The organism is Streptomyces sp. NPDC050546 (assembly GCF_044457425.1).
GTDB lineage: Bacteria > Actinomycetota > Actinomycetes > Streptomycetales > Streptomycetaceae > Streptomyces.
The window spans coordinates 909,297-934,391 of the sequence record NZ_JBITGX010000001.1 but is presented as its reverse complement, the minus strand read 5'-3'; the positions used below and the strand labels follow the sequence as shown (position 1 = coordinate 934,391).

Annotated in this window: 23 protein-coding genes; 12 read left to right on the top strand and 11 right to left on the bottom strand. The window is 72.1% G+C overall.

The window, feature by feature from the left end; all coding sequences use genetic code 11:
• The first annotated feature begins 30 nt into the window (after window positions 1–30).
• The gene (locus ACIBK5_RS04085) at window positions 31–1,851 is read left to right on the top strand and encodes a helix-turn-helix domain-containing protein (protein WP_399015897.1); all 1,821 of its coding nucleotides are present in this window, start codon (window positions 31–33) and stop codon (window positions 1,849–1,851) included.
• A gap of 51 nt (window positions 1,852–1,902) precedes the next feature.
• On the opposite strand, the gene ACIBK5_RS04080 is transcribed toward ACIBK5_RS04085, so the two are convergent.
• Window positions 1,903–2,583, bottom strand: a complete 681-nt coding sequence (locus ACIBK5_RS04080; RefSeq protein WP_399015895.1) for a GntR family transcriptional regulator — start codon at window positions 2,581–2,583, stop codon at window positions 1,903–1,905.
• A gap of 95 nt (window positions 2,584–2,678) precedes the next feature.
• Here ACIBK5_RS04080 and glyA point away from each other — a divergent pair, with 95 nt between their 5' ends.
• Genes glyA through purU form a run of 6 tightly spaced genes read left to right on the top strand, consistent with a single transcriptional unit; the run spans window position 2,679 to window position 9,811 of the window.
• Window positions 2,679–3,983, top strand: a complete 1,305-nt coding sequence (glyA, locus tag ACIBK5_RS04075; RefSeq protein WP_399015893.1) for a serine hydroxymethyltransferase — start codon at window positions 2,679–2,681, stop codon at window positions 3,981–3,983.
• A complete protein-coding gene (locus tag ACIBK5_RS04070; protein WP_399015891.1) occupies window positions 3,980–5,200 on the top strand; it encodes a sarcosine oxidase subunit beta family protein in 1,221 nt (406 codons plus the stop codon). Before glyA ends, ACIBK5_RS04070 begins: the two co-directional genes overlap by 4 nt.
• A gap of 13 nt (window positions 5,201–5,213) precedes the next feature.
• Window positions 5,214–5,495, top strand: a complete 282-nt coding sequence (locus ACIBK5_RS04065; RefSeq protein WP_399015889.1) for a sarcosine oxidase subunit delta — start codon at window positions 5,214–5,216, stop codon at window positions 5,493–5,495.
• Complete coding sequence (locus ACIBK5_RS04060) at window positions 5,492–8,314, top strand: sarcosine oxidase subunit alpha family protein (protein ID WP_399015886.1); 2,823 nt, start codon at window positions 5,492–5,494, stop codon at window positions 8,312–8,314. The genes ACIBK5_RS04065 and ACIBK5_RS04060 overlap by 4 nt, the downstream gene beginning before the upstream one ends.
• Window positions 8,307–8,930 carry a sarcosine oxidase subunit gamma gene (locus tag ACIBK5_RS04055; RefSeq protein WP_399015883.1) on the top strand — a complete coding sequence of 208 codons (624 nt, stop codon included), beginning with the start codon at window positions 8,307–8,309 and terminating at the stop codon, window positions 8,928–8,930. Before ACIBK5_RS04060 ends, ACIBK5_RS04055 begins: the two co-directional genes overlap by 8 nt.
• Window positions 8,930–9,811, top strand: a complete 882-nt coding sequence (gene purU, locus ACIBK5_RS04050; RefSeq protein WP_399015881.1) for a formyltetrahydrofolate deformylase — start codon at window positions 8,930–8,932, stop codon at window positions 9,809–9,811. The genes ACIBK5_RS04055 and purU overlap by 1 nt, the downstream gene beginning before the upstream one ends.
• A gap of 2 nt (window positions 9,812–9,813) precedes the next feature.
• Here purU and ACIBK5_RS04045 read toward each other — a convergent pair whose 3' ends face one another.
• On the bottom strand, window positions 9,814–10,182 hold the full coding sequence (locus tag ACIBK5_RS04045; RefSeq protein ID WP_399016242.1) for a PaaI family thioesterase: 369 nt from the start codon (window positions 10,180–10,182) through the stop codon (window positions 9,814–9,816).
• A 127-nt stretch (window positions 10,183–10,309) separates the two neighbouring features.
• Window positions 10,310–10,936, bottom strand: a complete 627-nt coding sequence (locus ACIBK5_RS04040) for a LysE family translocator (RefSeq protein ID WP_399015879.1) — start codon at window positions 10,934–10,936, stop codon at window positions 10,310–10,312.
• A 111-nt stretch (window positions 10,937–11,047) separates the two neighbouring features.
• Here ACIBK5_RS04040 and ACIBK5_RS04035 point away from each other — a divergent pair, with 111 nt between their 5' ends.
• Complete coding sequence (locus ACIBK5_RS04035) at window positions 11,048–11,500, top strand: Lrp/AsnC ligand binding domain-containing protein (RefSeq protein ID WP_391107916.1); 453 nt, start codon at window positions 11,048–11,050, stop codon at window positions 11,498–11,500.
• A gap of 12 nt (window positions 11,501–11,512) precedes the next feature.
• Here the strand turns inward: ACIBK5_RS04035 and ACIBK5_RS04030 are convergent, their stop codons facing one another.
• From ACIBK5_RS04030 to ACIBK5_RS04010, 5 genes are read right to left on the bottom strand one after another with little or no spacing between them, the layout of a single operon-like run.
• Complete coding sequence (locus ACIBK5_RS04030) at window positions 11,513–12,466, bottom strand: aminoglycoside phosphotransferase family protein (protein WP_399015876.1); 954 nt, start codon at window positions 12,464–12,466, stop codon at window positions 11,513–11,515.
• A 48-nt stretch (window positions 12,467–12,514) separates the two neighbouring features.
• Window positions 12,515–13,849 carry a Gfo/Idh/MocA family protein gene (locus ACIBK5_RS04025; RefSeq protein ID WP_399015874.1) on the bottom strand — a complete coding sequence of 445 codons (1,335 nt, stop codon included), beginning with the start codon at window positions 13,847–13,849 and terminating at the stop codon, window positions 12,515–12,517.
• 46 nt (window positions 13,850–13,895) lie between these two features.
• Window positions 13,896–14,447, bottom strand: a complete 552-nt coding sequence (locus tag ACIBK5_RS04020; RefSeq protein ID WP_399015872.1) for a hypothetical protein — start codon at window positions 14,445–14,447, stop codon at window positions 13,896–13,898.
• Window positions 14,448–14,461: 14 nt separating this feature from the next.
• The gene (locus ACIBK5_RS04015; protein WP_399015870.1) at window positions 14,462–15,328 is read right to left on the bottom strand and encodes a carbohydrate ABC transporter permease; all 867 of its coding nucleotides are present in this window, start codon (window positions 15,326–15,328) and stop codon (window positions 14,462–14,464) included.
• Window positions 15,325–16,290 carry a carbohydrate ABC transporter permease gene (locus ACIBK5_RS04010; protein WP_399015868.1) on the bottom strand — a complete coding sequence of 322 codons (966 nt, stop codon included), beginning with the start codon at window positions 16,288–16,290 and terminating at the stop codon, window positions 15,325–15,327. The genes ACIBK5_RS04015 and ACIBK5_RS04010 overlap by 4 nt, the downstream gene beginning before the upstream one ends.
• Window positions 16,291–16,519: 229 nt before the next feature.
• Here ACIBK5_RS04010 and ACIBK5_RS04005 point away from each other — a divergent pair, with 229 nt between their 5' ends.
• On the top strand, window positions 16,520–17,851 hold the full coding sequence (locus ACIBK5_RS04005) for an ABC transporter substrate-binding protein (RefSeq protein WP_399015866.1): 1,332 nt from the start codon (window positions 16,520–16,522) through the stop codon (window positions 17,849–17,851).
• A gap of 274 nt (window positions 17,852–18,125) precedes the next feature.
• Here the strand turns inward: ACIBK5_RS04005 and ACIBK5_RS04000 are convergent, their stop codons facing one another.
• Window positions 18,126–19,124 (bottom strand): LacI family DNA-binding transcriptional regulator, encoded by a 999-nt coding sequence (locus ACIBK5_RS04000; protein ID WP_399015863.1) that lies wholly within the window; start codon window positions 19,122–19,124, stop codon window positions 18,126–18,128.
• A 227-nt stretch (window positions 19,125–19,351) separates the two neighbouring features.
• On the opposite strand from ACIBK5_RS04000, the gene ACIBK5_RS03995 reads away from it, so the two are divergent.
• The 3 genes from ACIBK5_RS03995 to ACIBK5_RS03985 all read left to right on the top strand — a co-directional run bounded on the left by ACIBK5_RS03995 (window position 19,352) and on the right by ACIBK5_RS03985 (window position 22,005).
• On the top strand, window positions 19,352–20,188 hold the full coding sequence (locus ACIBK5_RS03995; protein WP_399015861.1) for an alpha/beta fold hydrolase: 837 nt from the start codon (window positions 19,352–19,354) through the stop codon (window positions 20,186–20,188).
• A gap of 113 nt (window positions 20,189–20,301) precedes the next feature.
• A complete protein-coding gene (locus tag ACIBK5_RS03990) occupies window positions 20,302–21,270 on the top strand; it encodes a helix-turn-helix domain-containing protein (protein ID WP_399015859.1) in 969 nt (322 codons plus the stop codon).
• Between the two features lie 66 nt (window positions 21,271–21,336).
• The gene (locus tag ACIBK5_RS03985; RefSeq protein WP_399015857.1) at window positions 21,337–22,005 is read left to right on the top strand and encodes a DUF5701 family protein; all 669 of its coding nucleotides are present in this window, start codon (window positions 21,337–21,339) and stop codon (window positions 22,003–22,005) included.
• Window positions 22,006–22,030: 25 nt separating this feature from the next.
• Here ACIBK5_RS03985 and ACIBK5_RS03980 read toward each other — a convergent pair whose 3' ends face one another.
• Entirely contained in the window at window positions 22,031–24,373 is a 2,343-nt protein-coding gene (locus tag ACIBK5_RS03980; RefSeq protein ID WP_399015855.1) for a helix-turn-helix domain-containing protein, read from the bottom strand.
• A gap of 56 nt (window positions 24,374–24,429) precedes the next feature.
• Window positions 24,430–25,092 (bottom strand): hydrolase, encoded by a 663-nt coding sequence (locus ACIBK5_RS03975; protein WP_399015853.1) that lies wholly within the window; start codon window positions 25,090–25,092, stop codon window positions 24,430–24,432.
• Between the last annotated feature and the right edge of the window lie 3 nt (window positions 25,093–25,095).

The window sequence follows — 25,095 nt, the reverse complement described above, 5'->3', positions numbered from 1 at the left end:
CGAGTCGGAAGTTCGGCTACGGTTCCCGCCATGCCTGGCCGCCCCCGCGACACCGTGCGCCTCACCGAGGACGAACGGGCCACGCTGCTGACCTGGACCCGCAGCCGCACCTGCTCACAGGCCCGTGCCCTGCGCGCACGGATCGTGCTGGCGTGCGAGCACGAACCCACCAACACCGCCGTGGCCCAACGCCTCGGCATCTCCCGCGACATGGTCGGCACGTGGCGCGCCCGCTTCCTCACCGACCGGCTGGCCGGCCTGGACGAGCGGCCCCGGCCCGGGCGGCCTCCCACGGCCGACGACGACACCGTGGCGCACGTCCTCGTCCGCACGCTCACCCCACCGCCGGCCGGCGCCCGGCCGTACTGGTCGACGCGTTCCATGGCGGCCGGGACCGGCCTGAGCCAGAGCACGGTGAGCCGGGTCTGGCGGACCTACGGCGTCCGGCCCGGGGCACGCGCAGCGGCCGGGCCGCGCCGGGGGTGGTCCCTGCCCGAGCAGGCCGGGGAGTGGATCGGCCTGTTCGTCGCCCCGCCGGTGTGCGTGCTGGCCGTACGGGCCGTACGGAACGGAAACAGCTCCTCGACGACGCCCGGAAGCCGGTTGTTCGGCCAGGACCGGGAAGCGGCTGCCCATGTCCTGGCCGTGGCCTGCGGCTTCGCCACGCTGCGGGGCGACGGAGAGGCGCCCGGCGCGGGCCACCCCGCCCTGCGCGCCTTCCTGGACCAGGTGCGGTCCGCGGCCGGTGCCGGGGCGGCCGTCCACCTGCTCGCACTCGGCGTACCGGCGGAGGCGCCCGACGACCTCCACGACCAGGACCGGTCCGACCGTCCTCGCCCGCGCTGGTATCGCCCGCCCACCCCTGCGGCCTGGACCGACGAGATCCGGCGCCTCGCCGCCGCCGGCGGCCGCACTCCCCGGGAGGCCGCGCCCGATACTCCCCGGGAGACCGCGCCCGATCCGCACCGGCTCCGCGACGCGCTGCTGGCCTGGTCCACCTCCTGGACCCCCGCGGCCGCCCCCTTCACCCGGGTCGCCGCACCACGCCCCTCGTACGACACTCCGTCGATCAGGGGCCGGGACAACGACTCGAACCCCGCGCGGGCGCGCGCAGAGCTCTCCGAAGAGACCCGGCCCACACCTCCCGGCGCCCCGCCCGGCGCCCCCATCACCACCGATCCCGTCGTCGGCCTGCTGCGTGAAGCCGTCCTCACCGGTGGCCACCGGCCCGGCGAACGCGTCCGGGAGACACCGCTCGCGGCACGCCTCGGCCTCTCCCGCCGAGTCGTCCGCGCGGGTCTGCGGGCCCTGGCCGAGGAGGGCATGCTCGATCCGCTCCCGGGCGGCGCCACCGCCGTCCCGGGCCTCACGGCGAAGGACGTCCTCGACCTCTACGCGCTGCGCGCCAGCCTCGGCGCGCTGCTCATCCGCCGCGTCGCCATGCTCGGCCCCGAGCACCTCGCCCCGGTGTCGGCCGCTCTGGAGGAGGTCCGCGCCGCCGCCCGGGACAAGGACCACGCCCGGTTGCGGGAGGTCGACCTGTGGTTCCAGGACGCCCTGGCCCGTACGGCCGACCTTCCGCAGGCGGCCCGTACCTTCGAGCACCTCACGTCCCGGCTGCGGATGTTCGTCACGATGCTGGACATGGACTACAGCCAGGCGTTCGACACCATCACCGACGAGGACACCGCCGTCCATGACGCCCTGCGCGACGCCGACGGGAACGAGGCGGCCCGGCTGTGGCGGGTCAAGATCGAGCGCTGTGTCCGCTACATGATCGCCCAGCTCCCCGAGGACGACATCGCCCCGCACCTGTGGGCCACGCTGGCGGGACGGCCCCGCCTGGGCTGAGACCCCGGGGACCCCGGGGACCTCGGGGACGCCGGGGCTCTCGTCGCGCCGTCAGATGGCCGCGCGGATCGCCCGCTCGAAGCCCTCGACGTGACCGCGGGCGAGCTGCGCCGCCTTCTCCGGTTCACCCGCCACGATCGCCTCGATCAGCGGCCCGTGCTCCTCGACGTGGCCGGCCATGTCGGACAGGCGATCGAGGAACAGGCACCAGATGCGGGTGGCGAGGTTGTCGTGGCGGACGAGGGTGTCCTCCAGATAGGGGTTGTGCGAGGCGGCGTAGACGGCGCGGTGGACCTGGAGGTCCAGACGCATCAGCCCGGTGTCGTCGTGCCGGCCGGAATGCGCGCTCTCCAGCTCCTGCCGCAGGGCCGTCAGGACCGCCCGGTCCGCGGCCGTGGCGCGGCGCGCGGCCTGGGCGGCGGCCAGCGGCTCCAGCTCCTGGCGCACCTCGGAGATATGGGCCAGGTCCGTGATGTTGACCTCGGTGGCGAAGGTGCCGCGCCGGGGGAAGGTCGTGATCAGCCGTTCGTACTGGAGCCGCTTCAGCGCCTCGCGCACCGGCGTCCGCCCGACGCCGAGGGACTGCGCGAGCTGCTCCTCGTGGATCGGCGCGCCCGGGCGGATCTCGAGCATGACGAGCCGGTCACGGATGGCGCGGTAGGCGCGCTCGGCGAGCGACAGCTCCTCGCCCCCGGGCGCACCGTCTGCGGGCCCGGTCGCCAACTGCTGCATCAATGCCCCCTTGACCTGTCCGGCGAGCTCCCATACCGTACCGCAGAGTCTGATATATCAGTTGCGCATTAGTCGGCCACCAGGATGGTGCACAGATGGCAACCAGCCCGTCGACCAGCACACTCGCCTCCCCCCTCGCCCTTCCGCTCGGCGAACTCGACCCGGACGTCGCCACCGCCGTGAACGCCGAGCTGCACCGCCAGCAGTCCACTCTCGAGATGATCGCCTCGGAGAACTTCGTCCCGGCCGCCGTCCTGGAGGCCCAGGGCTCGGTCCTGACCAACAAGTACGCCGAGGGCTACCCGGGCCGCCGCTACTACGGCGGCTGCGCACACGTCGATGTCGTCGAGCGGTTGGCCATCGCCCGCGTGAAGGAGCTGTTCGGCGCCGAACACGCCAACGTCCAGCCGCACTCGGGCGCCCAGGCCAACGCCGCCGCGATGTCCGCCCTGCTGAAGCCGGGCGACACGATCCTCGGGCTCGACCTGGCGCACGGCGGTCATCTGACCCACGGCATGCGTCTCAACTACTCCGGCAAGCTGTACGACGTCGTGCCGTACCACGTGCGCGAGTCCGACCTGCGCGTCGACATGGACGAGGTCGAGCGGCTCGCCCTCGCACACCGGCCCAGGATGATCGTCGCCGGCTGGTCGGCCTACTCCCGGCGGCTGGACTTCGCCGCGTTCCGGCGGATCGCCGACCGGGTGGGCGCGTATCTCCTCGTGGACATGGCCCACTTCGCCGGGCTGGTGGCCGCGGGCCTGCACCCCGACCCGGTGCCGTACGCCGACGTCGTCACGACCACCACGCACAAGACCCTCGGCGGCCCGCGCGGCGGCGTGATCCTCAGCCGGGCCGACCTGGCCAAGAAGATCGACTCGGCGGTCTTCCCGGGCCAGCAGGGCGGCCCGCTGGAGCATGTCATCGCGGCGAAGGCGGTCGCCTTCAAGGTGGCGGCGGGGGAGGAGTTCAAGGAGCGCCAGCAGCGCACCCTGCACGGCGCCCGCATCCTCGCCGGACGGCTGCTCTCCGACGATGTGGCCGAGGCCGGGATCACGGTGCTCACCGGCGGCACCGAGGTCCACCTGGTCCTCGTCGACCTGCGGAACTCCGCGCTCGACGGCCGGCAGGCCGAGGACCGGCTGCACCGCGTCGGCATCACCGTCAACCGCAACGCGGTGCCGTTCGACCCACGCCCGCCGATGGTCTCGTCGGGGCTGCGGATCGGCACCCCGGCCCTGGCCACCCGCGGCTTCGGCGACGCTGAGTTCCGGGAGGTCGCCGACATCATCGCCGAGGCCCTCAAGGGCGAACAGCCCGAGGACGCACTGCGCGACCGGGTCGGCGAACTCACCGCCGCCTTCCCCCTCTACCCCCACCTGAAGGGAGACGCGGCATGACCACTCAGCCGCTGCCGGAGCACCCGGACTTCCTCTGGCGCAACCCCGAGCCGCGCTCCTCCTACGACGTCGTCATCGTCGGCGCGGGCGGCCACGGCCTGGCCACCGCCTACTACCTCGCCAAGAACCACGGCATCACCAACGTCGCCGTCCTGGAGAAGGGCTGGCTGGCCGGCGGCAACATGGCCCGCAACACCACGATCATCCGCTCCAACTACCTCTGGGACGAGAGCGCGGCGATCTACGAACACGCGTTGAAACTGTGGGAGCGGCTCCCCGAGGAGCTGGACTACGACTTCCTGTTCAGCCAGCGAGGCGTCCTCAACCTCGCGCACACCCTCCAGGACGTCCGCGAGGGCGTGCGCCGGGCCAACGCCAACCGCCTCAACGGAGTCGACGCCCAGTGGCTCGAACCGGACGAGGTCGCCAAGGTCTGCCCCATCCTCAACGTCTCGCCCCGCACCCGCTATCCGGTCCTCGGCGCCACCTTCCAGCCCCGGGCCGGCATCGCCAAGCACGACCACGTCGCCTGGGCGCTGGCCCGCCGCGCCGACGAGCTGGGCGTGGACCTGATCCAGGGCTGCGAGGTCACCGGGTTCCTCAAGGACGGCGACCGTGTCGTGGGCGTCGAGACCAACCTCGGACGCATCCACGCCGGCCGGGTCGGTCTCGCGGCGGCCGGGCACAGCAGTGTGCTGGCCGAGCGGGCGGGCGTACGGCTGCCGGTGCAGTCCCATCCGCTGCAGGCGCTGGTCTCCGAGCTGCACGAGCCGGTGCACCCGACGGTGGTGATGTCGAACCACGTCCATGTCTACGTCTCTCAGGCACACAAGGGCGAGCTGGTGATGGGCGCGGGAGTCGACTCCTACAACGGCTACGGGCAGCGCGGCTCCTTCCACGTCATCGAGCAGCAGATGGCCGCCGCCGTCGAGCTGTTCCCCGTCTTCGCCCGGGCGCACGTGCTGCGCACCTGGGGCGGGATCGTCGACGTCACCCCGGACGCGTCCCCGATCATCGGCAGGACCCCCGTCGAGAACCTCTACGTCAACTGCGGCTGGGGCACCGGTGGTTTCAAGGCCACCCCCGCCGCCGGCTGGACCTTCGCGCACACCCTCGCCACGGGCGAGCCGCATCCGCTGAACACCCCCTTCGCCCTAGAACGCTTCACGACGGGCGCCCTGATCGACGAACACGGCGCGGCGGCCGTGGCCCACTGAGGAGGACACCACCGTGCTGCTCATCACCTGCCCCTGGTGCGGTCCGCGGAACGAGAGCGAGTACCACTACGGCGGCCAGGCCCACGTCCCCCACCCCGAGAACCCGGGCGAGCTCACCGACGAGCAGTGGGCCGCGTACGTCTTCTACCGGGACAACCCCAAGGGCCCGTTCGCGGAACGGTGGATGCACAGCATCGGCTGCCGCCGCTGGTTCAACGTCCTGCGCGACACCGCGACCCACGAGGTGCTGACCTCGTACCGCCTCGACGAGCCCCGCCCCGGAGGGAACCGATGACCGAACAGCGCTTCCGGCTTCCGCAGGGGGGCCGTGTCGACCGCGGCACCGTGCTGCGGTTCACCGTCGACGGCCGGGAACTGACCGGGCATCCCGGCGACACCCTCGCCTCGGCCATGCTGGCGAACGGTCTCGTCGAGGTCGCCCCGTCCCTGTACCGGGGCCGCCCGCGCGGCATCGTCGCCGCGGGCGCCGAGGAGCCCAACGCCCTGGTGCAGCTCGACGGCCCCTGCTCGGAGGGCATGCTCGCGGCGACGACGGTGGAGCTGTACGACGGCCTGTCCGCCACGACCCTCTCCGGGATGGGCCGGCTCGACCCGACCCCCGACCCCGCCGTCTACGACAAGAAGTACGTGCACACCGACGTCCTGATCGTCGGCGCCGGTCCCGCCGGACTCGCGGCCGCCGCGGCTGCCGCCGGTTCTGGTGCGCGGGTGATCCTCGTCGACGACCAGCCCGAGCCCGGCGGTTCGCTGTTCTCCGAGGCCGAGTGGGTCGCCGGCGTCAGGGCGGCCCTCGACGCCGCCCCCGAGGTCGTCGTGCTGCCCCGCACCACGGCCTTCGGCTCCTACGACGACAACTATGTGCTCGCTCTCCAGCGGCGCACCGACCACCTCGGAACGCTGGAAGGCGTCTCCAGGCAGCGGCTGTGGCACATTCGGGCCCGCCAGGTGGTCCTGGCGACCGGCGCGCACGAGCGACCCCTGGTCTTCGCCGGCAACGACCGGCCCGGGGTGATGCTCGCCGGTGCCGTGCGGACGTACCTCAACCGGTATGCCGTGGCGCCGGGTTCGCGGGCCGTGGTGAGCACGACCAACGACAGCGCCTACGACACCGTCACCGAGCTGCACGACGCGGGCATCCCCGTCGCCGCCGTCGTGGACGCGCGCGCCGGGCTGTCCTCACGGGCCGCCGAGGTCGCCGCGGCGACCGGAGTACGGGTGCTGACGGGCAGCGCCGTGGTCGGGACCGAGGGGGACGGACGGATCACGGGTGTCGCTGTCCGGGCCCTCGACGGCGGTGAACAGGAGACGTTCGACTGCGACTTGCTCGCCGTGTCCGGCGGGTGGAGCCCGGTGGTGCATCTGCACAGCCAGCGGCAGGGGCGGCTGCGCTGGGACGAGGAACTCGTCGCGTTCGTTCCCGAGGGCGCCGTACGGGATCAGCAGGTCGTGGGGGCGGCGCGGGGGTCGTACGACCTCGACGGCTGCCTGGCCGACGGAGCGCGGGCGGGAGCGCGGGCCGCGACGGAGGCCGGGTTCCCGGTGCGGGTGCCGCCGGCCCGGTCCGAGCCGGCGCGCTCCGAGGTGCGCGCCCTGTGGCTGGTGCCGGGTGACTCCTTGGTACCGGGCGACTCCTGGGACACCCACTTCGTCGACCTGCAACGCGATGTCACCGTCGCCGACGTCCTGCGCTCGACCGGGGCCGGGATGCGGGGAGTCGAGCACGTCAAGCGCTACACCTCGCTCGGTACGGCCAACGACCAGGGCAAGACGTCCGGTGTCAACGCGATCGGGGTGATCGCCGAGATCCTCGGCGGTTCGCCGGGCGAGATCGGCACCACGGCCTACCGGGCGCCCTACACGCCGATCGCCTTCGCCGCGCTGGCCGGCCGGGAGCGCGGCGAGCTGTTCGACCCGGAGCGCACCACGTCCATCCACAGCTGGCATGTCGCGCACGGCGCGGAGTTCGAGGACGTCGGGCAGTGGAAGCGGCCCCGGTACTACCCGCAGCACGGTGAGGACATGGACACGGCCGTCGCCCGGGAGTGCCGGGCGGCCCGCGAGTCAGTGGCGTTCATGGACGCCTCCACCCTCGGCAAGATCGAGATCCGGGGCGCGGACGCGGGCGAGTTCCTCAACCGCGTCTACACCAACGCCTTCAAGAAGCTGAAGCCCGGCATGGCCCGCTACGGCGTGATGTGCAAGCCCGACGGCATGATCTTCGACGACGGTGTGACGCTCCGCCTCGACGACGACCGCTACTTCATGACCACCACGACCGGCGGCGCCGCCGGAGTCCTGGACTGGCTGGAGGAGTGGCTCCAGACCGAATGGCCCGGACTCGACGTCCACTGCACCTCGGTGACCGAGCAGTGGGCGACGATCGCCGTGGTGGGCCCGAAGTCGCGCGAGGTCGTCGCCCATCTCGCCCCCGACGTAGACCTGTCCAACGAGGCCTTCCCGTTCATGGCCTTCCGCGAGACCACCCTGGCCTCCGGCATCCCGGCCCGCACCTGCCGGATCTCCTTCTCCGGCGAACTCGCCTACGAGATCAACGTCTCCGCGTGGTACGGCCTCGCGGTGTGGGAGGAGGTGGACGCGATCGGCCGGCCCTACGGCATCACCCCCTACGGCACCGAGACCATGCACGTCCTGCGGGCCGAGAAGGGATACATCATCGTGGGCCAGGACACCGACGGCACCGTCACCCCGCAGGACGCGGGAATGTCCTGGGTGGTCTCGAAGCAGAAGGACTTCATCGGAAAGCGGTCCTTCGCCCGCCCTGACACCTCCCGCACGGACCGCAAGCACCTGGTCGGCCTGCTGCCGAGCGACCGTACGACGCGGCTGCCCGAAGGCACCCAACTGGTCGCGCCGGACGTCCCCTTGGAGACGCTGCCCGTGCCCATGCTCGGCCATGTCACCTCCAGCTACCACAGCCCGGCCCTCGGCCGCCCCTTCGCCCTCGCCCTCGTCGCCGGCGGGCGGGCCAGGATCGGCCAGACCCTGCTCGCTCCGGTGGGCGAGGACCTGGTGCCCGTCGAGGTGGCCGAGTGCGTCCTCTACGACCCCGAAGGGACCAAGCGAGATGGCTGAGCCGACGATCGACACAGGCCCGGTGGCCCTGCGCAGCAGTCCCCTGGAACATCTGGAGGACCGGATGCGTGCCGCCGCCGTCACCGGCGCCCGGGGCGTCACCCTCAGGGAGCTGCCGTTCCTCACCATGGTGAACGTGCGCGTCGACCCCGCTTCCGAGACGGCCGGGCGCATCGAGAAGACCCTGGGGACGCGGCTCCCGCGCGAGTGCGGGCACACCACCGCCTCCGGCGCCCACACGGCCGTCTGGCTCGGCCCCGACGAGTGGCTCGTCATCTCCCGGTACGACGGGACCGCCCTGACCGCCGAGTTGCGCGAGGCACTCGGGGGCGACCCGGGCTCGGCCGTGGACGTCTCCGCCAACCGCACCACGCTGGAACTGCGCGGCCCGTCCGCCCGCCAGGTGCTGGAGAAGGGCTGCCCCCTGGACCTGCACCCCCGGGCCTTCGGTCCGGGCCGGGCGGTGTCGACCACGGTGGGCCCGGTCGCGGTGCTGCTCCGGCAGCTCGACGACGCGCCGGCCTACCACCTGCTCCCGCGCTCCTCGTTCGCCGACCACCTGGCGCGCTGGCTCATCGACGCGATGAGCGAGTTCCGTGGCGCGGAGGTGCCCTGATGAGCACCTCGTCACAGCCGGCGTCACCCCAGACGGAGCACGTCCTGACCCTCGACTGCCCTGAGGCCCCCGGCATCGTCCACGCCGTCTCACGGTTCCTGCTGGAGCACGGCAGCGACATCATCGACAACCAGCAGTTCGGCGACCGCCGCGACGGCCACTTCTTCATGCGGGTGCGCTTCGCCGCCGCCGGCTGCGAGACCGTGACGGAGACCCTGCGCCGCGACTTCGCCGAGGTGGCCGCGCCCTTCGCCATGCGGTGGCTTCTCGAACCCGTCAGCACACGGCGCCGCGTGCTGGTCATGGTGTCCCGCTACGGCCACTGCCTCAACGACCTGCTCTTCCGCACCCGCAGCGGCGACCTGCCCGTCGACGTGGTCGCGGTGGTCTCCAACCACCGCGACCACGAGGCGCTCGTCGCCTGGCACGGCATCCCGTTCTTCCACGTCCCGGTCACCGCCGCGAGCAAACCCGAAGCGGAGGCCCGGCTCCTCGGCCTCGTCGACTCGTTCGACGTCGACCTGGTCGTGCTGGCGCGCTATATGCAGGTCCTCTCGGACGGCCTGTGCTCCCGCCTGGCCGGCCGGGCGATCAACATCCACCACTCGTTCCTGCCGAGCTTCAAGGGCGCCAAGCCCTACCACCAGGCGCACGAACGTGGCGTCAAGCTCGTCGGGGCGACGGCCCACTACGTCACCGCCGACCTCGACGAGGGCCCGATCATCGCCCAGGAAGTGCGGGACGTCGACCACAGTCACACCCCCGAGGACCTCGTCGCCATCGGCCGGGACGCGGAGTCGGCGGCCCTGGCCCGGGCGGTCCGCTGGCACTGCGAGGGCCGGGTGTTCGTCCAGGGCAGACGCACGGTGATCCTCCGCTGACCTCAGGTGCGGTCGACGCGGATCAGGGTCTGCTGCCCGTTCGCGACGAGCTTGCTCCGGCCGTCCTGGACGCCGAACACCTCCAGCCGGCACACGGTCAGGGTCCGCCCGGCCTTCAGGACCGTGCCGACCGCTTCGAGGTGGTCGCCGACGGCCGGTGAGAGGAGGTTGATCTTGTACTCGACGGTGAGCACGTCGGTCCCGTCGGGGAACAGGGTGTACGCGGCGTAGCCGCCCGCGCTGTCCGCGATCGCACTGGTGGCGCCCGCGTGGAAGTAGCCGTGCTGCTGGGTGACTTCGGGGCGGTTCGGGAGCGTGATGTGGACGCTGCCGGGCGCGATGCGGGTGAGGCGGGCGCCGAGGTGCGCCATCAGCCCCTGGCGGTCGAAGCTCTCCCGGACGCGAGCCTGGATCTCGGGGCCCGCCTGTTCCGGCCGGTTCTGCTCTGCCACGTGCTCTCCTTCGACGGCGGGTTCCGGGTGCGGTGCGCGGGGTTCGTCAGCCGGCCAGGCGTTCCACGAGCAGGAGACCACCGATGGCGATCATCATCGCACCGGAGACCCGCGTGACCGCCCGGGCCGCCGAGGGCCTGGTCCTGAGGACGGTGCGGGCGAGGACGCCGACGGTGAGATAGACGACCGCGCAGGCGGTCATGTGCAACGTGCCGAGCAGGCCGGTCTGCCCGGCGACCGGCCAGCCGCCCGCCGGGTCGATGAACTGCGGGAACAGCGAGAAGTACAGCAGCAGGGCCTTGGGGTTGAGGCCCGAGATCCCGGCCCCCCTGAGCATGGTCCGCAGCCGGGAGGATCCGGAGGTGACCGCCTCCGCCTCGGAGGCGGTGAGGACGGCCGGCTGCCGCAGCACGCCCCAGCCGAGCCACACCAGATAGCCGGCTCCCGCCAAAGTCAGTGCGGTCAGCAGCGCCCCCGAACTCGCCACGATCACCACCAGCCCCGCGACCGCGAGCAGGGTGTATCCGGCGTATCCGGCCACCAGCCCGGCGACCGCCGGCACGACCGACCGGTCCCGAAGACCCGCCGAGATCGCGTAGGCCCAGTCCGCGCCAGGGGTGAATATCAGCAGCAGATCCACTGCCAGAAATGCCGCCAGCGTCGTCGTGTCCATGGATGGGCCCCTCTCACGTGCAATGGTGCGAGAGGAAGGCTAGGTCGGATCTGCCCGAAAGTGTTCCCTTCTTTACTTCATGATCGCGTGATCTGGGGCAGAATCTTCTCCATGGATGCCCTGGACCGGAAAATTCTTACCGAGCTGCAGTTGGACGGCCGTCTCACCGTCACCGAACTGGCCGCGCGCGTGAAGCTGAGCGTCTCTCCCTGCCACCGTCGCCTGCGCGATCTCGAACGCGAGGGTGCGATCCGCGGCTACCGGGCGGTCGTCGACCCGGCCGCCGTGGGCCTCGATTTCGAGGCCCTTGTCTTCGTCACCCTGCGCTGGGAGGACGCCGACACCGTCACCGCCTTCGAGGAGGGGGTGGCCGCCGTGCCGCACGTGCTCCAGGCCCAGCGCCTGTTCGGCGACCCCGACTACCTCCTGCGCGTTGCGACCACCGATCTCGCCGCCTTCCAGCAGCTCTACGACCAGCAGCTCGCCCGCCTTCCCGGCATCCAGCGGCTGACGTCCACCCTCGTCATGAAGCACGTGGTCGACGACCGGCCCCTGCCGGAGTGAGCGGAGCCCCGGTCACTCAGCGCCCAGACCGCCCGCGAACGGCATGGTCCGCCACTGCTCCACCGCCGGCTTCAACGCCGCCACGAGCAGGGGCAGTTGCGGCGCGAGTGCGAGGCAGGCCACCGCGCGGGACATGCCCACGGCGTTGACGAAGCGCAGCACGCCCTCGTCGAGCCGCCGCAGGCCCCGGCGCTCGGCGGCCGTGTCGTACGCGGCCTCGCACTCGGGGCCGAGTGCCGCCAGGTCCCACTCGACCGGGCCGAGCGTGGTCAGCTCGAAGTCGGAGTACAGCTCGCCGTCCGCGGCGGAGACGATGTTGGCGGCGGGGGAGTCCCCGTGGATCGGCTGGAACTCGATGCCGGGGAACGCCGCCTCGAACGCGGCGCGTGAGCTGACGAGGGGCTCCAGGATCTCCCACTCACGCCGCGCGCGGTCGAGGTCGGCCGGCTCCAGGAGGTCGGGCCGCCCTTCGAGCACGGCATGCCCCTCGGAGACGAACCGAGGTTCGGCCGCGGACAGGAACGGCAGCTCACCGGGGTACTCGCGCAGGGCGGCGTGCAGATCGGCGACCAGAGCGGAGTTGTGCGCGTAATCCGGCTCGACGCTCTGGTCCAGTTCGACGAACTGCCAGAACGTCATGGAGAAGCCGTCGCGCCGCACGGGCTCCCGTGGCACGAGCGGGCTCGGCGGAATCACCGGGTGGCCCTGTTCCGCGAGCCACGCCACGACATCGAGCTCCGTCCGCTGCCGCGCCGACTGGAAGCCGGGGTCGGAGTACGACGGCAGGACGGTCGGCACTCGCACCACCACCGGCGACGGAGCGAGATGCACCACGACGGAGAACACGTCGTAGATCACCCGCGCGTCGGTCACCGTGAGCCCTAGATCACGACCCGCGGCGACGGCGGCGGCGAACGCACGGGACTTGCGGGCCTCGATCTGATCAGGCGTCAAGAATCCATCCATGCCGCCGATGGTGTCACGCCCGGCAGACGCGGTGCGATGGGATATCGATCAGTCGGATGGGAGCAAGTCCCGTGTCCGCACCGGGAGTCCCGTCTCGAAGGAGCGGTTCGCGGCCAGACCGGTGACCAGGGAACGGGCCCCGTCGGCCGCGTCCGCCGCCCGGTGCAGAGGGTCCGGCGCCCGGGTGCCGAACAGGTCCTCCAGCATGCGTACGTCACCGCCGCCGTGCCCGCCCTCACCGGTCGCCACCTTGATCTCCCGCGGCTCCTCCCAGAAGGGGCGCAGCAGCAGTTCGGTACGCCCGGCCGTGTCCTCGGCCTCGGCTCCGTGCAGGACGGGTTCGGAGCCGTTCGCGCGTACCCGGGGGCGGGTCCACGTCGACTCCTCCACCAGCAGTTCCAGGCGTCCCCGGCTGCCGTTGAAGGCGATCCGGTAGCCCTCCCACGGGGAGTACGCGGTCAGGTGGTACGTCAGGGTCGCGCCGGTGGCGTACCGGACGAGCACCGCCATGTCGTCCTCGATCGTCACCCCGGGCCCGAACACGTTCTGGTCGCGGTGGTAGCCGTCCTCCGCCTCCGCTTCCAGGTACAGCGCGCTGAGCACGGACGAGTCGGACAGGTGCACGGCGAACGGGTCGGCCTCGGCGGCCGGGGAGCCATGAGCGCGGTCGTACTCCCGGGCGAGGTTCCGGCGCCGGCCGGCCTCGTCGCCGTAGAAGAACAGGCCGCCCTGCGCGAAGACCGTCTCGGGGCGGGTGCCCAGCCACCAGTTGACCAGGTCGAAGTGGTGCGTGGACTTGTGCACCATCAGGCCGCCGGAGTTGGCCTTGTCGCGGTGCCAGCGGCGGAAGTAGTCGGCGCCGTGCCGCAGGTCCAGCAGCCACTCGAAGTGCACCGAGCCCACCTCGCCGATCTGCCCCGAGGAGATCAGCTCCCGTACGGCCGAATGCGCCGGGTTGTAGCGGTAGTTGAAGGCGACCCGGACCTCGCGGCCGGTGCGCCGCTGCGCCTCCAGGATGCGGCGGGCCTTGTCGGCGTCGGTGGTCATGGGCTTCTCGGTGACCACGTCGCAGCCCGCTTCCAGGGCCCTCACGATGTAGTGGTCGTGGGTGTGGTCCACCGTGCAGACCACGACCAGGTCGATCCGCTCGCGGCGCAGCATCTCCTCGAAGTCCTCGGCCGCGTAGGCCGGTACGGGAGGAAGGCCCGGTCGGGCGTCCGCGATCCAGTCGTTGTGGACCGCCATGCGATGGGAGTTGACATCGCAGAAGCCGGCCAGTTCGAACCGGTCCGCGTAGGGACCGGCCAGCGCCTGGGCGAACAGCCGGGCGCGAGCGCCCAGGCCGACCACGGCGGCTCGGCGGCGTGCGGTGTCGGACGGCATACAGGTCTCCGTTCGGGAGGGACGGGAGGAAGCGGGGCGGAGTGACTCAGGGCGTCACGGGCCGCCAGGCGTCGGCGGCCGTGGCGGCGAAGGCCAGCGGGCCGAGGACGACGAACAGCACGACGGGGGTCAGGGCCAGCAGCACAGCCGTGGCACCGACGGCCCCGGCGAGCAGGACGGGTGCGAGCGGGTGCCGCGGCACCGACCGGAACACGACGGCCAGGGTCGTACGCCAGCGCGTCCCCTCCCGCCAGGCCGCGGCGCAGCGCAGCCCCAGTGCCGCGAGGGCCGCCGTGGCCACGGCGAAGGCGGCTCCCGGCCCGGGACCGCGAGCGTCCAGGGCCAGCGCGTCCAACCACAGCAGCGCCAGTACGGCGGTGGGCACGGCCCACACGGCGGGGCCCGAGGCCAGCACCGCACGCAACCGCCCCAGGAAGTGCGTGACCGTCACCCCCTGGCCGTCACCGGCCTGTTCGCGCAGCACCGCGCATCCCGCGACCAGCGCCGGGAACGCGGTGACCACCGGCAGCGAGGCGAGCAGCAGCAGGACGCCGAGCAGCAGACAGTCGGCGAAGCGGGCGAACCACGTACGGGTCATGGCGCGTTGTCCTCTCAGCCCTTCAGACCGGTGGTCTGCACGCCCTCCACCAGCAGCCGCTGGAAGGCGAGGAAGAACAGCAGCACGGGAACCAGGGTGAGGACGGACATCGCGAACATCGGGCCGAACATGGCGCTGCCGTCCATGTCGACGAACATCCGCAGCCCGAGCTGGAGCGTGTAGGTCTCCGGCTCGACCAGGTAGATCACCTGGGAGAAGAAGTCGTTCCAGCTCCAGATGAAGGAGAAGATCGTCGTCGTGACGATCGCCGGCTTGAGCAGCGGCATGATCACATGCCAGAAGGTGCGGTACGGGCCGCAGCCGTCGATCGCCGCCGCCTGGTCGAGTTCGGCGGGCAGCGACCGGATGAACTGGACGACGAGGAAGACGAAGAACGCCTCCGTGGCGAGGAACTTCGGCAGGATCAGCGGGAGATACGTACCGACCATGCCGAGTTCCTGGAAGATCACGTACTGCGGGATCAGCATCAGATGCGCCGGCAGCATCAGGGTGCCGATCATCAGCGCGAAGTACAGGCCCCGGCCGCGGAAGCGGAGCCGGGCGAAGGCGTAGGCGGCGAGCGAGCAGGACAGGACGTTGCCGATCACCGTGCCGACGGAGACCAGCAGCGAGTTGCCGAACAGCCGCCACAGGGTCAGGCCGCTGACACCGTCGACCGCCTCGGTGTAGTTGCCCGGCGTGAACACCTTGGGAATCGGGCTCAGGTTGGAGATGACCTCGGCGCCGGACTTGAACGACGCGGTGAGCAGCCACAGCACCGGGTAGAGCAGGACGAGGCCGATCACCACGCAGACGGTGTGCCAGGCCGTGGTCCGCAGCCGGGCACGGTCGGCGGGGGCGGGGGACGCGGCGGTCGTCATGACGTCTCCTCCTGTGCGTAGAAGACCCACAGCCGGGCGCTGCGGAAGACGGCGTACGTGATCAGCGCGATGACGGCCAGCAGCACCCATGCCATCGCCGAGGCGTAGCCCATGTGGAAGCTCGCGAACGCCTGTTGGTAGAGGTAGAGCGAGTACAGCAGCGTCGAGTCCGACGGGCCTCCGGTGCCGCCGCTGATCACGAACGCCGGGGTGAAGGCCTGGAAGGAGTGGATGATCTCCAGGACCAGGTTGAAGAACAGCACCGGGGACAGCATCGGCAGCGTGATCGAGAAGAACGTCCGCGTCCGGCCCGCGCCGTCCAGCGACGCCGACTCGTACAGCTCCTTCGGGATCTGCTTCAGCCCGGCCAGGAACACCACCATCGGCGCGCCGAACTGCCAGACCGTCAGCAGGACCAGCGGATACAGGGCGTAGTCCGGGTTGTCGGTGAAGCCGCCGACGTGCACACCGAAGAACGCCAGCGAGCGGTCGGTCGCCCCGTCCGTGGCGAACAGGGCCCGCCACACCAGGGCGACGCTGACGCTCGCACCGAGCAGGGACGGCGCGTAGAACGCCGCCCGGTACACACCGACTCCGCGGCTCGCCCGGTTCAGCAGCAGCGCCACGGCGAGCGCGGCCGCCAGCTTCAACGGCGTACCGATCAGGGCGTATTCGAGGGTCACACCGGCCGAGGTGAGGAACCGGTCGTCCTCCAGCATGTAGCGGTAGTTCGCCAGACCCACCCAGCGGGGCCGGGAGAACAAGTCGTAGTCGGTGAACGACAGATACAGCGAGATCACCATCGGACCCAGCGTCAGCACCAGCGTGCCGATCAGCCAGGGGGCCAGGAACACATGACCCGACAAGGCCTGTGAGCGGCGGCGCCGGGCCGGGCGTCGCGCGGCGGGGAGGGCACCGCTCGGGGGCGGCATGGGACGGGGCGGAGCGGTCGCCTGGCTCATCGGAGCCCTCCTGCACGGCGGGGCTGGACAACGGGTGGCAACGATTGCATGCGTTGTTTTCAGTCGGCAAGGGGTCGGGCGAACCTGTCTGCCTCCCTCCGCCGAGCCTTCACTCCGCAGGTCAAATTCGGTCGGCACGATTGACGGAGCCCTCGCAGGGGGCGTAGCTTCCCGGCCAACCGGAAACGGAGTGGCAACGTTTGCACTTCAAGCCGACCGAAGGGCCGTGATGTCTCCAGCACGCCGTTCCCCGACCCTGCCGCCGGCCACCGGGCTGTCGCGCCGGCGTCTCCTCGCCTCGCTCGCGGCGCTCCCGGTGGCCGGGGCCGCCGCGGGCTGCGGCTCGGGCGATGTAGCCGCCGACGGCACGGTGACGCTCGACTTCCAGTGGTGGGGCTCCGAGGACCGCAACCTGGCCACCGAGAAGGCCGTGCGGCTCTTCGAGCGGCACCACCCGAAGATCAGGGTGGCCACCTCGTACGCCGGGTACGACGCCTACCTCCAGCGGCTCGCCACCCAGGTCGCGGCCGGTGGCGGGCCCGACGTCATGCAGATGGACGTCGCCTACCTGCGGACCTACGCGGACCGTGATGTGCTCGCGAACCTCGCCGAGCCGGAGTTCTCGGCGATCTCCCGCAGCCGGATCCCCCGTCTCTTCCAGCAGACCGGCCTGGTCGACGGGACGCTGGTCGGCATCCCGACGGGCGTCGCCACCACCGCCCTCTTCATCGACCCCGCCCTGTGGCGCAAGGCCGGGGTCGGCATCCCGAAGGCGGGCTGGACCTGGGACGACCTGCTGACCGACGTCGGCCCGAAACTGAAGCGGGCCGTGCCCGGCCGCTCACCGCTGACCGACTTCGGCGGCTACGTCGAGTGCTTCCACGTCTGGCTGGTGCAGCGCGGCAAGTCGCTCTACGCCGGCGACGGCTCCATCGGCTTCTCCGAGGCCGATCTGCGCGGCTACTGGGAGCTCATGGAACGCCTGCTCGACAAGGGCGTCTTCACTCCGCCGCCCGTCACCGCGTCCTCGCTCAGCGGTGGGGCCGGCGACCGGGCGCTCGTCCGGAAGCTGTCCACCGCCGAGTTCCAGATCACCGCCACCGCCACGTCGTACTGGGAGACCTACGGCGAGGTCACCCCGATCCCCTTCCCGACGGTGTCGGCCTCGGCCCCGCCGGGGATGGCCGTCGCGGCCTCGTCGTCACTGTGCGTCCGGCGCACGTCCCCGCACCGGCGCGAGGCCGCGCTGCTGATCGACTTCCTGGTCAACGACCCCGGGGCGGCCGAGGCGCTCGGCGTGGTGCGCGGCCTGCCGCCCAACCAGCGCAACCTCGACCGGCTGGCACCGAAGCTCACCGGCGGCGACCGGGTCATCGCCCGCTACGTCGACGACGTCCGGGGCGACCTCGCACCGCCCCTGCCCCCGGCCCCGTCCGGCGCGGACGAGGACAAGAACGAGTTCCGGCGCGTCTACCAGGACATCATCTTCGGCAAGTCCGGGGTACGGGCGGCGGCGGGCGAGATGTGGGACAAGTTCCACACGAGCGTGCCGCAGGGCTGACCGGCCACGTCGCACTGTCCCGGCCGTCCCGCCCGGCGCCGCGCCGGCGGCCCGGGAGCCGGGCGGGGGCGGCGGCGGGCGTTGGCCGCGGCCGACCGGTTGGGCGCCACTCCGGAGACCATCGCTGCCGAACGCCGAACGCCGAACGCCGAACGCCGAACGCCGAACGCCGAACGCCGAACGCCGAACCGCGAACCCGAACCGCGAACCCGAACCGCGAACCCGCGAACCCGAACCGCGAACTGCGGGCCGCGCCACCTCGCCCCGACCCGGCTCAGCGCCTCGTCAGCGCCGCCGTCGAACCGCGGACGACGAGGTGAGTCGGCAGCACCCGCTGCATCGGCTCCTCACCCTCGACCTCGGGTGTCCTGAGCGTGCGGAACAGCAGGTCCACGGCGGCCCGCGCGGCGTGCGCCTTGGGTACCGACACCGTGGTCAGCGGCGGCGCGGCCATCCCGGACAGGGCGATGTCGTCGCAGCCCACCACGCTCATGTCGTCCGGGACCCGGACCCCGCGCGCGGTGAAACGGCTGATCAGCCCGAAGGCGACGATGTCGTTGAACGCGACCACCGCGGTCGCCCCACTGGCCAGCACCACGTCCGCCGCGCCCGTGATGCCCCCGTCGAAGTGCGGGGCGACGCTGCCCACCTGGACCAGGTCGATCGTGCCGCCCCGCGCCATCGCCTCGACCCCGGCCGCCCGCTCCCGCGCCTCCCACGTGCTGCGGGGGCCGCCCACATAGGCGATCCGGCGGTGGCCGAGCGCGTGCAGATGGGTCAGGGCGTCCGTCATCCCCTCGGCCAGATCGGCCGTGACGCTCGGGAAACCGGGCTCCCGGCGGTGCAGCAGCACCACCGGCTTGGCGGTGAGCCGGCCCAGCGATCCCAGCTCCTCGTCGCTCAGCTGGGACGCGGTCAGCACGATGCCGTCCACCTGCGGGGCGAGCGTGCGGATCGCGTCCATCTCGAGACCCTCGTCGCGCTCGGCGTCACTCACGATCAGCGAGTGCCCGAGCCCCCGGGCCCGGGCCTGTGCCCCCTTGCAGGCCTCCGCGTAGAACGGGTTCAGCAGATCCGGCACGATCAGGCCCACCGCCCCGGTACGCCCGGTGATCAGCCCCCGGGCCGCCCGGTTCGGCTGGTAGCCGAGGCGGTCGGCCGCCGCCTGCACCCGGTCCCGGGTGGCCGCGCTCACGGTCCCGTCCGGCGCGAGCGCCCGGGACACGGTGGAGGGGGAGACGCCGGCCGCCTGCGCGACCTCTCGAATTGTCACCTGCACGTCCCGAGATTTTCACCCCGTGCCATTCCCGTCAATGAGAAGGGCGGGCCAGGCCCGTTTCCTGCGGAGTCGTGACGGCAAACCTTTCCGCGCCTGTTGCAGACTGACGGGAGTGCGCGCCCGGTCAAGGAGTCGTGCGCTGCACGGCAACCGGCCGCACGGCTCCCGGCCTAGCGTGGCCGCGTCCCTTCCACCCGCCCTCCGAAACGAGGAAGCAGCGCATGCCGTACATCACCGTGGGCCAGGAGAACTCCACCCCCATCGACCTGTACTACGAGGACCATGGATCCGGGCAGCCGGTCGTCCTCATCCACGGCTTCCCGCTCGACGGCCACTCCTGGGAGCGGCAGAGCGCCGTACTGCTCGACGCCGGATACCGCGTGATCACGTACGACCGGCGCGGTTTCGGGCAGTCCTCCCAGCCGGCGACCGGCTACGACTACGACACGTTCGCGGCCGACCTGAACACCGTGATGGAGACCCTCGACCTGCGGGACGCCGTTCTCGTCGGGTTCTCGATGGGCACCGGCGAGGTCGCCCGGTACGTGTCGGCCCACGGCTCCGACCGGGTCGCCAAGGTCGCCTTCCTCGCCTCGCTGGAGCCCTGCCTGCTCAAGTCGGACGACAACCCGGGCGGGGTCGCCCCGAAGGAGTTCTTCGACGAGATCGTCGCGGCCGTGAAGGCGGACCGGTACGCGTACTACACGAACTTCTACAACGACTTCTACAACCTCGACGAGAACCTCGGCACCAGGATCAGCGAGGAGGCCGTCCGCAACAGCTGGAACGTCGCCGCGGGCGGCGGCTTCTTCGCGGCGTCCGCCGCGCCCGCCACCTGGTACACCGACTTCCGGGCCGACATCCCGGCGATCGACGTGCCGGCCCTGATCCTGCACGGCACCGGCGACCGCATCCTGCCGGTGGACGGGACGGCGAGGCAGTTCCACAAGGCTCTTCCGGCCGCGGACTACGTGGAGATCGAGGGCGCCCCGCACGGCCTGCTCTGGACCCACGCGGAGGAGGTCAACTCGGCACTGCTCGCCTTCCTGCAGAAGTGATCGAATTCTTCCTCCGATTCTTCCTGGACGGCCCTCGGCGGGGGTGGTGACATCGTCAAGGGCGGCAGCGGAACCGAGCTGCCGGCCCTTGACCGTGCCCGGAGGGGAATCAGGTGGCCGTCGTCCTTTGCACCGCGTCACTGTCGGCGGCCGACCGGGGGGAGCGCTGGCACCACGCCGTGTCGCGCACCTTCGTCCCGCTCGATGTGCGACTGCTGGAGAAGGACCCGTCGCCAGGAAGGATCGTCAGCCACGAGCTGGGTTCCTTACGGGTCTCGCACGTCCAGGCCGGCCCGCAGGTCGTGACGCGCAGCAGGCGGCTCATCGCCCGGGACGGGAAGGAGTTCCTCATCCTCACCCTTCAGCAGCGGGGCAGCTCCCTCAAGGAGCAGGACGGGAGGGAGGCCCGGATCGGGCCGGGTGACTTCTCCCTCTCGGACTCTTCCCGGCTGTTCCGCAAGAAGGTGCAGGACAGCTTCTCCTTCACCTCGTTCCACTTCCCTCGCGAGGATCTCCGCGTGCGGGACGACGACCTGCGGGCGGTCACCGCCACGGCGTTCTCGGGCCGGGAGGGCGGTGCCGCACTGGTGGCTACCTACTTCGCGCGCCTGGCCCGTGAAGCGGCCGGGTTCGACCCCGTCGCGGGCCGTCAGTTCGCCGCCACCGCGCTCGATCTGCTGGCGCTGCTGATCAACGAGCGACGCGGCCGCTTCACCACCCGGGCGCCGGAGACCGCCGCGGCCACCCTCGTGCGCGTGCAGGACCACATCCTGCGCAACCTCTCCGACCCCGGCCTGTGCCCGCCGGGCATCGCCGCCGCGCACTTCATGTCGGTCCGCTACCTGCACAAGCTGTTCGAGCTCGAGGGCGTCACGGTGGGGGAGTGGATCCGGACGCAGCGCCTCGAACGGTGCCGCAAGGATCTTCTGCGGTCCCCGGCCCCGGGACACGGGGTCGCGACCGTCGCCCGGCGCTGGGGCTTCGTGAGCCCCAGCCATTTCAGCCGTGCCTTCCGGGCGGCCTACGGCGTGACGCCCCGTGAGTGGCAGCGGAACGGCCTGACCGGGCGAATCCAGGCCTGAATCCGGGAACGCCCCGGCGGTTCGCCGCGTTGCACCGATGTTCACGCCGCCGACCCAGGGAGCATCGTGCCCGAGACCACGCCCGGCACCACCGCCGTCCTGCCCGTACTCCCCTCCCTGAGCGCACAGGCGGAGCGACTGGTCGAGACGGGGGTGCACGAGATCGCGGGCCTGCCGGCCGCCGAGATCCGTACGTACGCCGCCGACGCCGAGGCCTCGGTGGGCGGCGAGGGCGCCCTGCTCGCCGTTCACCCGGACCGGGCCCCCGCCTCCGCCCTCGCGCCGCTGCTCCGCCGCGAGGGCAAGCCCGGCTTCGTCGTCGTCGACATGCCCGACGTCGACGAGTTCACCCCCGCCGCCGTCGAACTGCCCGACACCCCGCTCTACGTCCTCACCGGCCTCGACCGCGGTGACCGTATGAGCAACTGGAGCCCGGACGAGGCACTGCCCGCCCTCACCGAGGAGGACCGCACCCCGCTGCTGCTCACCGAGGGCATCCACTGGGTGCTCCAGCAGCCGGCCGCCCTGGAGCGCAACCTGTGCTTCATGACCATCGGCTCCCGGCTGCGCAAGCCGAACGGCACGTTCGACGCCCGCACCCCGGCGATCTGGATCAGCAACGGCACCGGCCGCGACGGCCGCGAGCGCCGCGACGCCCCGAAGATCGGCTGGTGCTGGTGGAACAACCGCCACACCTGGCTGGGCTTCGCCTCCACCACGGGCCGCACGGCCTAGGAGGCTTCTGGCATCGGCCCGCCCCTCACTGCACGAGCGGGCCGGCCGGTGCCGGGCGGCCCTCGGCCAGGGCTTCGAGACCCCCGTGGGCCGCATCCCGTACGTCCGCGGGGACGCGGTCGTCGAGGGCGAGCACGGCGCGGTACTCGGCGGCGGCCTCGGCCCTCTCGCCGAGGTGGGCGAGGGCCTGGCCCAGATGGAGACGGACCTTGCCCGCCTGCTCGTGCCAGCCGCGGGCGTCGAACTGCCCCCGTATGGAGCGCAGAGCGTCCGCCGCCTCCTGCCAGTGCCCCTGGCCGAGATGGACGAACGACACCGAGTAGACGGCGGACAGCAGGGTGAAGTCCCGTACGTTGGGCGGGATCCGGTCGTGATGACGGGGGTCCGCGAGGGCGTCCAGGATGCCCTGGTAGGTCTCGACCGCAGCCCGGGCCCGGCCCGCCCCGCGCAGCACCCTGATCACCCCGCAGGACACCTGGAGATACCCGGTGACGTCGTCCGCCTCGGTGAACAGCTCCAAGGCGCGGTGGTAGTGGTCGGCGGCGGGCGGCATGTCGCCGACGGCGTCCCGCAGCCAGCCGAGATAGGCGTGGGCCCAGGCCTGCTGGAGGACGTTCCCGGCCGCTCCCGCCAGCCGCAGCGCGGCCGTGGCCGACTCCACCGCCTCGTCGTGCCGGCGGGCGCAGGCCCAGTACGCCCAGGCGAGGTAGTTGCGGTGGGTCGCCTCCAGACCGGCGTCGTCCAGTGCAGCCCCGGCCGTCGCGGCACGCTCGTAGACCTCGATCCAGTGGCCCCAGGACACCCAGTGGTCGGAGAACCAGTGCATGGCCTCCGCCACCTCGACGACCCGCGTGTGCTCACCCCGTGCCGCGGCCTCGCGGAACGCGGCCAGCCAGGTGTCGCCCTCCGCCTTGATCCAGCGCGCCGCCCGCTCACGGTCGTCGAGGGCGACCAGCCGGCCGGGGTCCGGCGCGGGCATGCCGTAGTCCGGCTCGTACCAGCGGCCCGCGAGGACGGCGGTCTCCAGCAGCCAGTGCCGCAGGCGGGACCGTGCGGCGAGCGACCTCTCCTCCCCGTCCTCCTGGCGGTGGCGGGAGGCCGCGTACAGCCGGAGCAGGTCGTGCAGCCGGTAGCGGTCCTGACGGGACGTCATCAGCAGTCCCGCCTCCAGCAGTTCCTCCAGGACGTCCTCGGCGTCGGGCAGCGGGACACCCGCGAGCACCGCGGCCGGTGCCACGCTGAAGTCCCCTCCGGGTACCAGCGACAGCAGCCGGAACATCCGGGCGGCCTCGGGGGCGAGACGGGAGTAGGAGAGCGCGAAGGCGGAGTTGATCCGCAGGTCGCCCGCGCTGAGCGCGTCCAGTCTGCGGTCCTCGTCGGCGAGCCGGTCGGCGAGGCGCCGCAGGCTCCAGTTGGTGCGGGTGGCGGCCCAGTTGGCGGCCACCCTGAGGGCCAGCGGCAGATGACCGCACAGCCCGGTCACGACATCCGCCGCGTCCGGCTCGGCGGCCACACGCCCGGTGCCCACGACGGCCCGCAGCAGGGCGGCGGACTCCTGCCGGCTCAGTCCGCCGAGCTCGACGCGCCGCACCCCCTCCAGACCTGCGAGGGCACGGCGGCTCGTCACGACCAGGAGCAACCGCCCCTCGCGCGGCAGCAGCGGCCTGACCTGGGCCTCGCCGCCCGCGTTGTCCAGCACCAGGACCCCGCGGAGCCCGGCGGTGATCTCCTGGTAGCGGGCGAGTCGCTCCTCGGCGCCGAGCCGGGCCAGCTCGGCGTCCCCCACGCCCCACGAGGCCAGCAGCCCCGACACGGCCTGCTCCGCGGGGAGGGGCTGCTCGTCCAGGCCCCGCATGTCCACCATGAACGCCCCGTCGGGGCAGGACGACGCCAGCTCCTCGGCCAGCCGGACCGCCAGCGTCGTCTTGCCGCTTCCGGGCGGGCCGCACACCACGGCCGCCGGCGGCACCCCTGGCCCCCGGCCCGGCATCGGCCCGCTGCCGGCGGCCTCCTGCGCGAGGGCGCGCAGCACGGCCAGTTCCTCCTGCCGCCCGACGAAGTCGCGAACTCCCCTCGGCAGCGTGTGTGGCGAGGCCTTGACGGACCCGGCGGCCCGCGCGCCGGGACGGGCGGCGCGGGCGGCACCCAGGAGTTCCGCGTGCGCCGCCTCGTCCAGCTCCAGGCCCTGGGCGAGCGCGGTGACGGTGCCCCGGTGCGGACGGCGGCTCTTGCCCCGCTCCATGTCACCGATGGCGCGCCCCGACACCCCGGAGGCCTCGGCCAGCTCCTCGATCGTCAGCCGACGGCTCTGCCGTAACGCGCGCAGCAGCCGGCCGAACGGCGCCGCGATCCCCACCCCGGTGTCCACCGCGCGATGATACGCGCGGCAGCCGGTGCCCGGTCGTGGCCGCCGCCCCGGCGGGATCAGCCGGCGGCGTGGGCGCCGAGGACGGCCTGCGCGTAGACGATGCCGAGGCCGTAGGCGCCGCCGTACTCCTTCACCACGTCCGTCACCGCACCGTAGGTCTCGGTGCGGGCCCAGTCGCGCTGCAACTCCAGGAGCACCTGCACCCAGGTGACCGGGACGGCCCCGGCCTGGACCATGCGCTGCACCGCGTGGTCGTGGGCCTGCGGGCTGACGCCGCCGGACGCGTCGGTGACGACATAGACCTCGTAGCCCTGGGCGAGCGCGGAGAGCGCGGGCAGGACGACGCAGACCTCGGTCCACAGCCCGGCGATGACGAGCTTCCGCCTCCCGGTGGCCTTGACCGCCTCGACGAAGGCCACGTCCTCCCAGGCGTTCATGGAGGTGCGGTCGACGGGCTTCCGCTCGGGGAAGACGTCCGCCAGCTGCGACAGGAGCGGGCCGGAGAAGGACTCGGCGGCCACGGTGCTCAGCACCACCGGCACGTCGAAGGTCCGGGCGGCTCTGGCCAGACCGACGGTGGCGTTGATGATGGCGGTGCGGTCGCCGCTGCCGGTGCCGAAGAACATCTGCGGCTGGTGGTCCACGAACAGCACCGCGCAGTTGTCCGGGGTGAGCAGGTCGGGGCTGGGGGTGGCGGTGACGTCGGCGATGCTGACCATGGT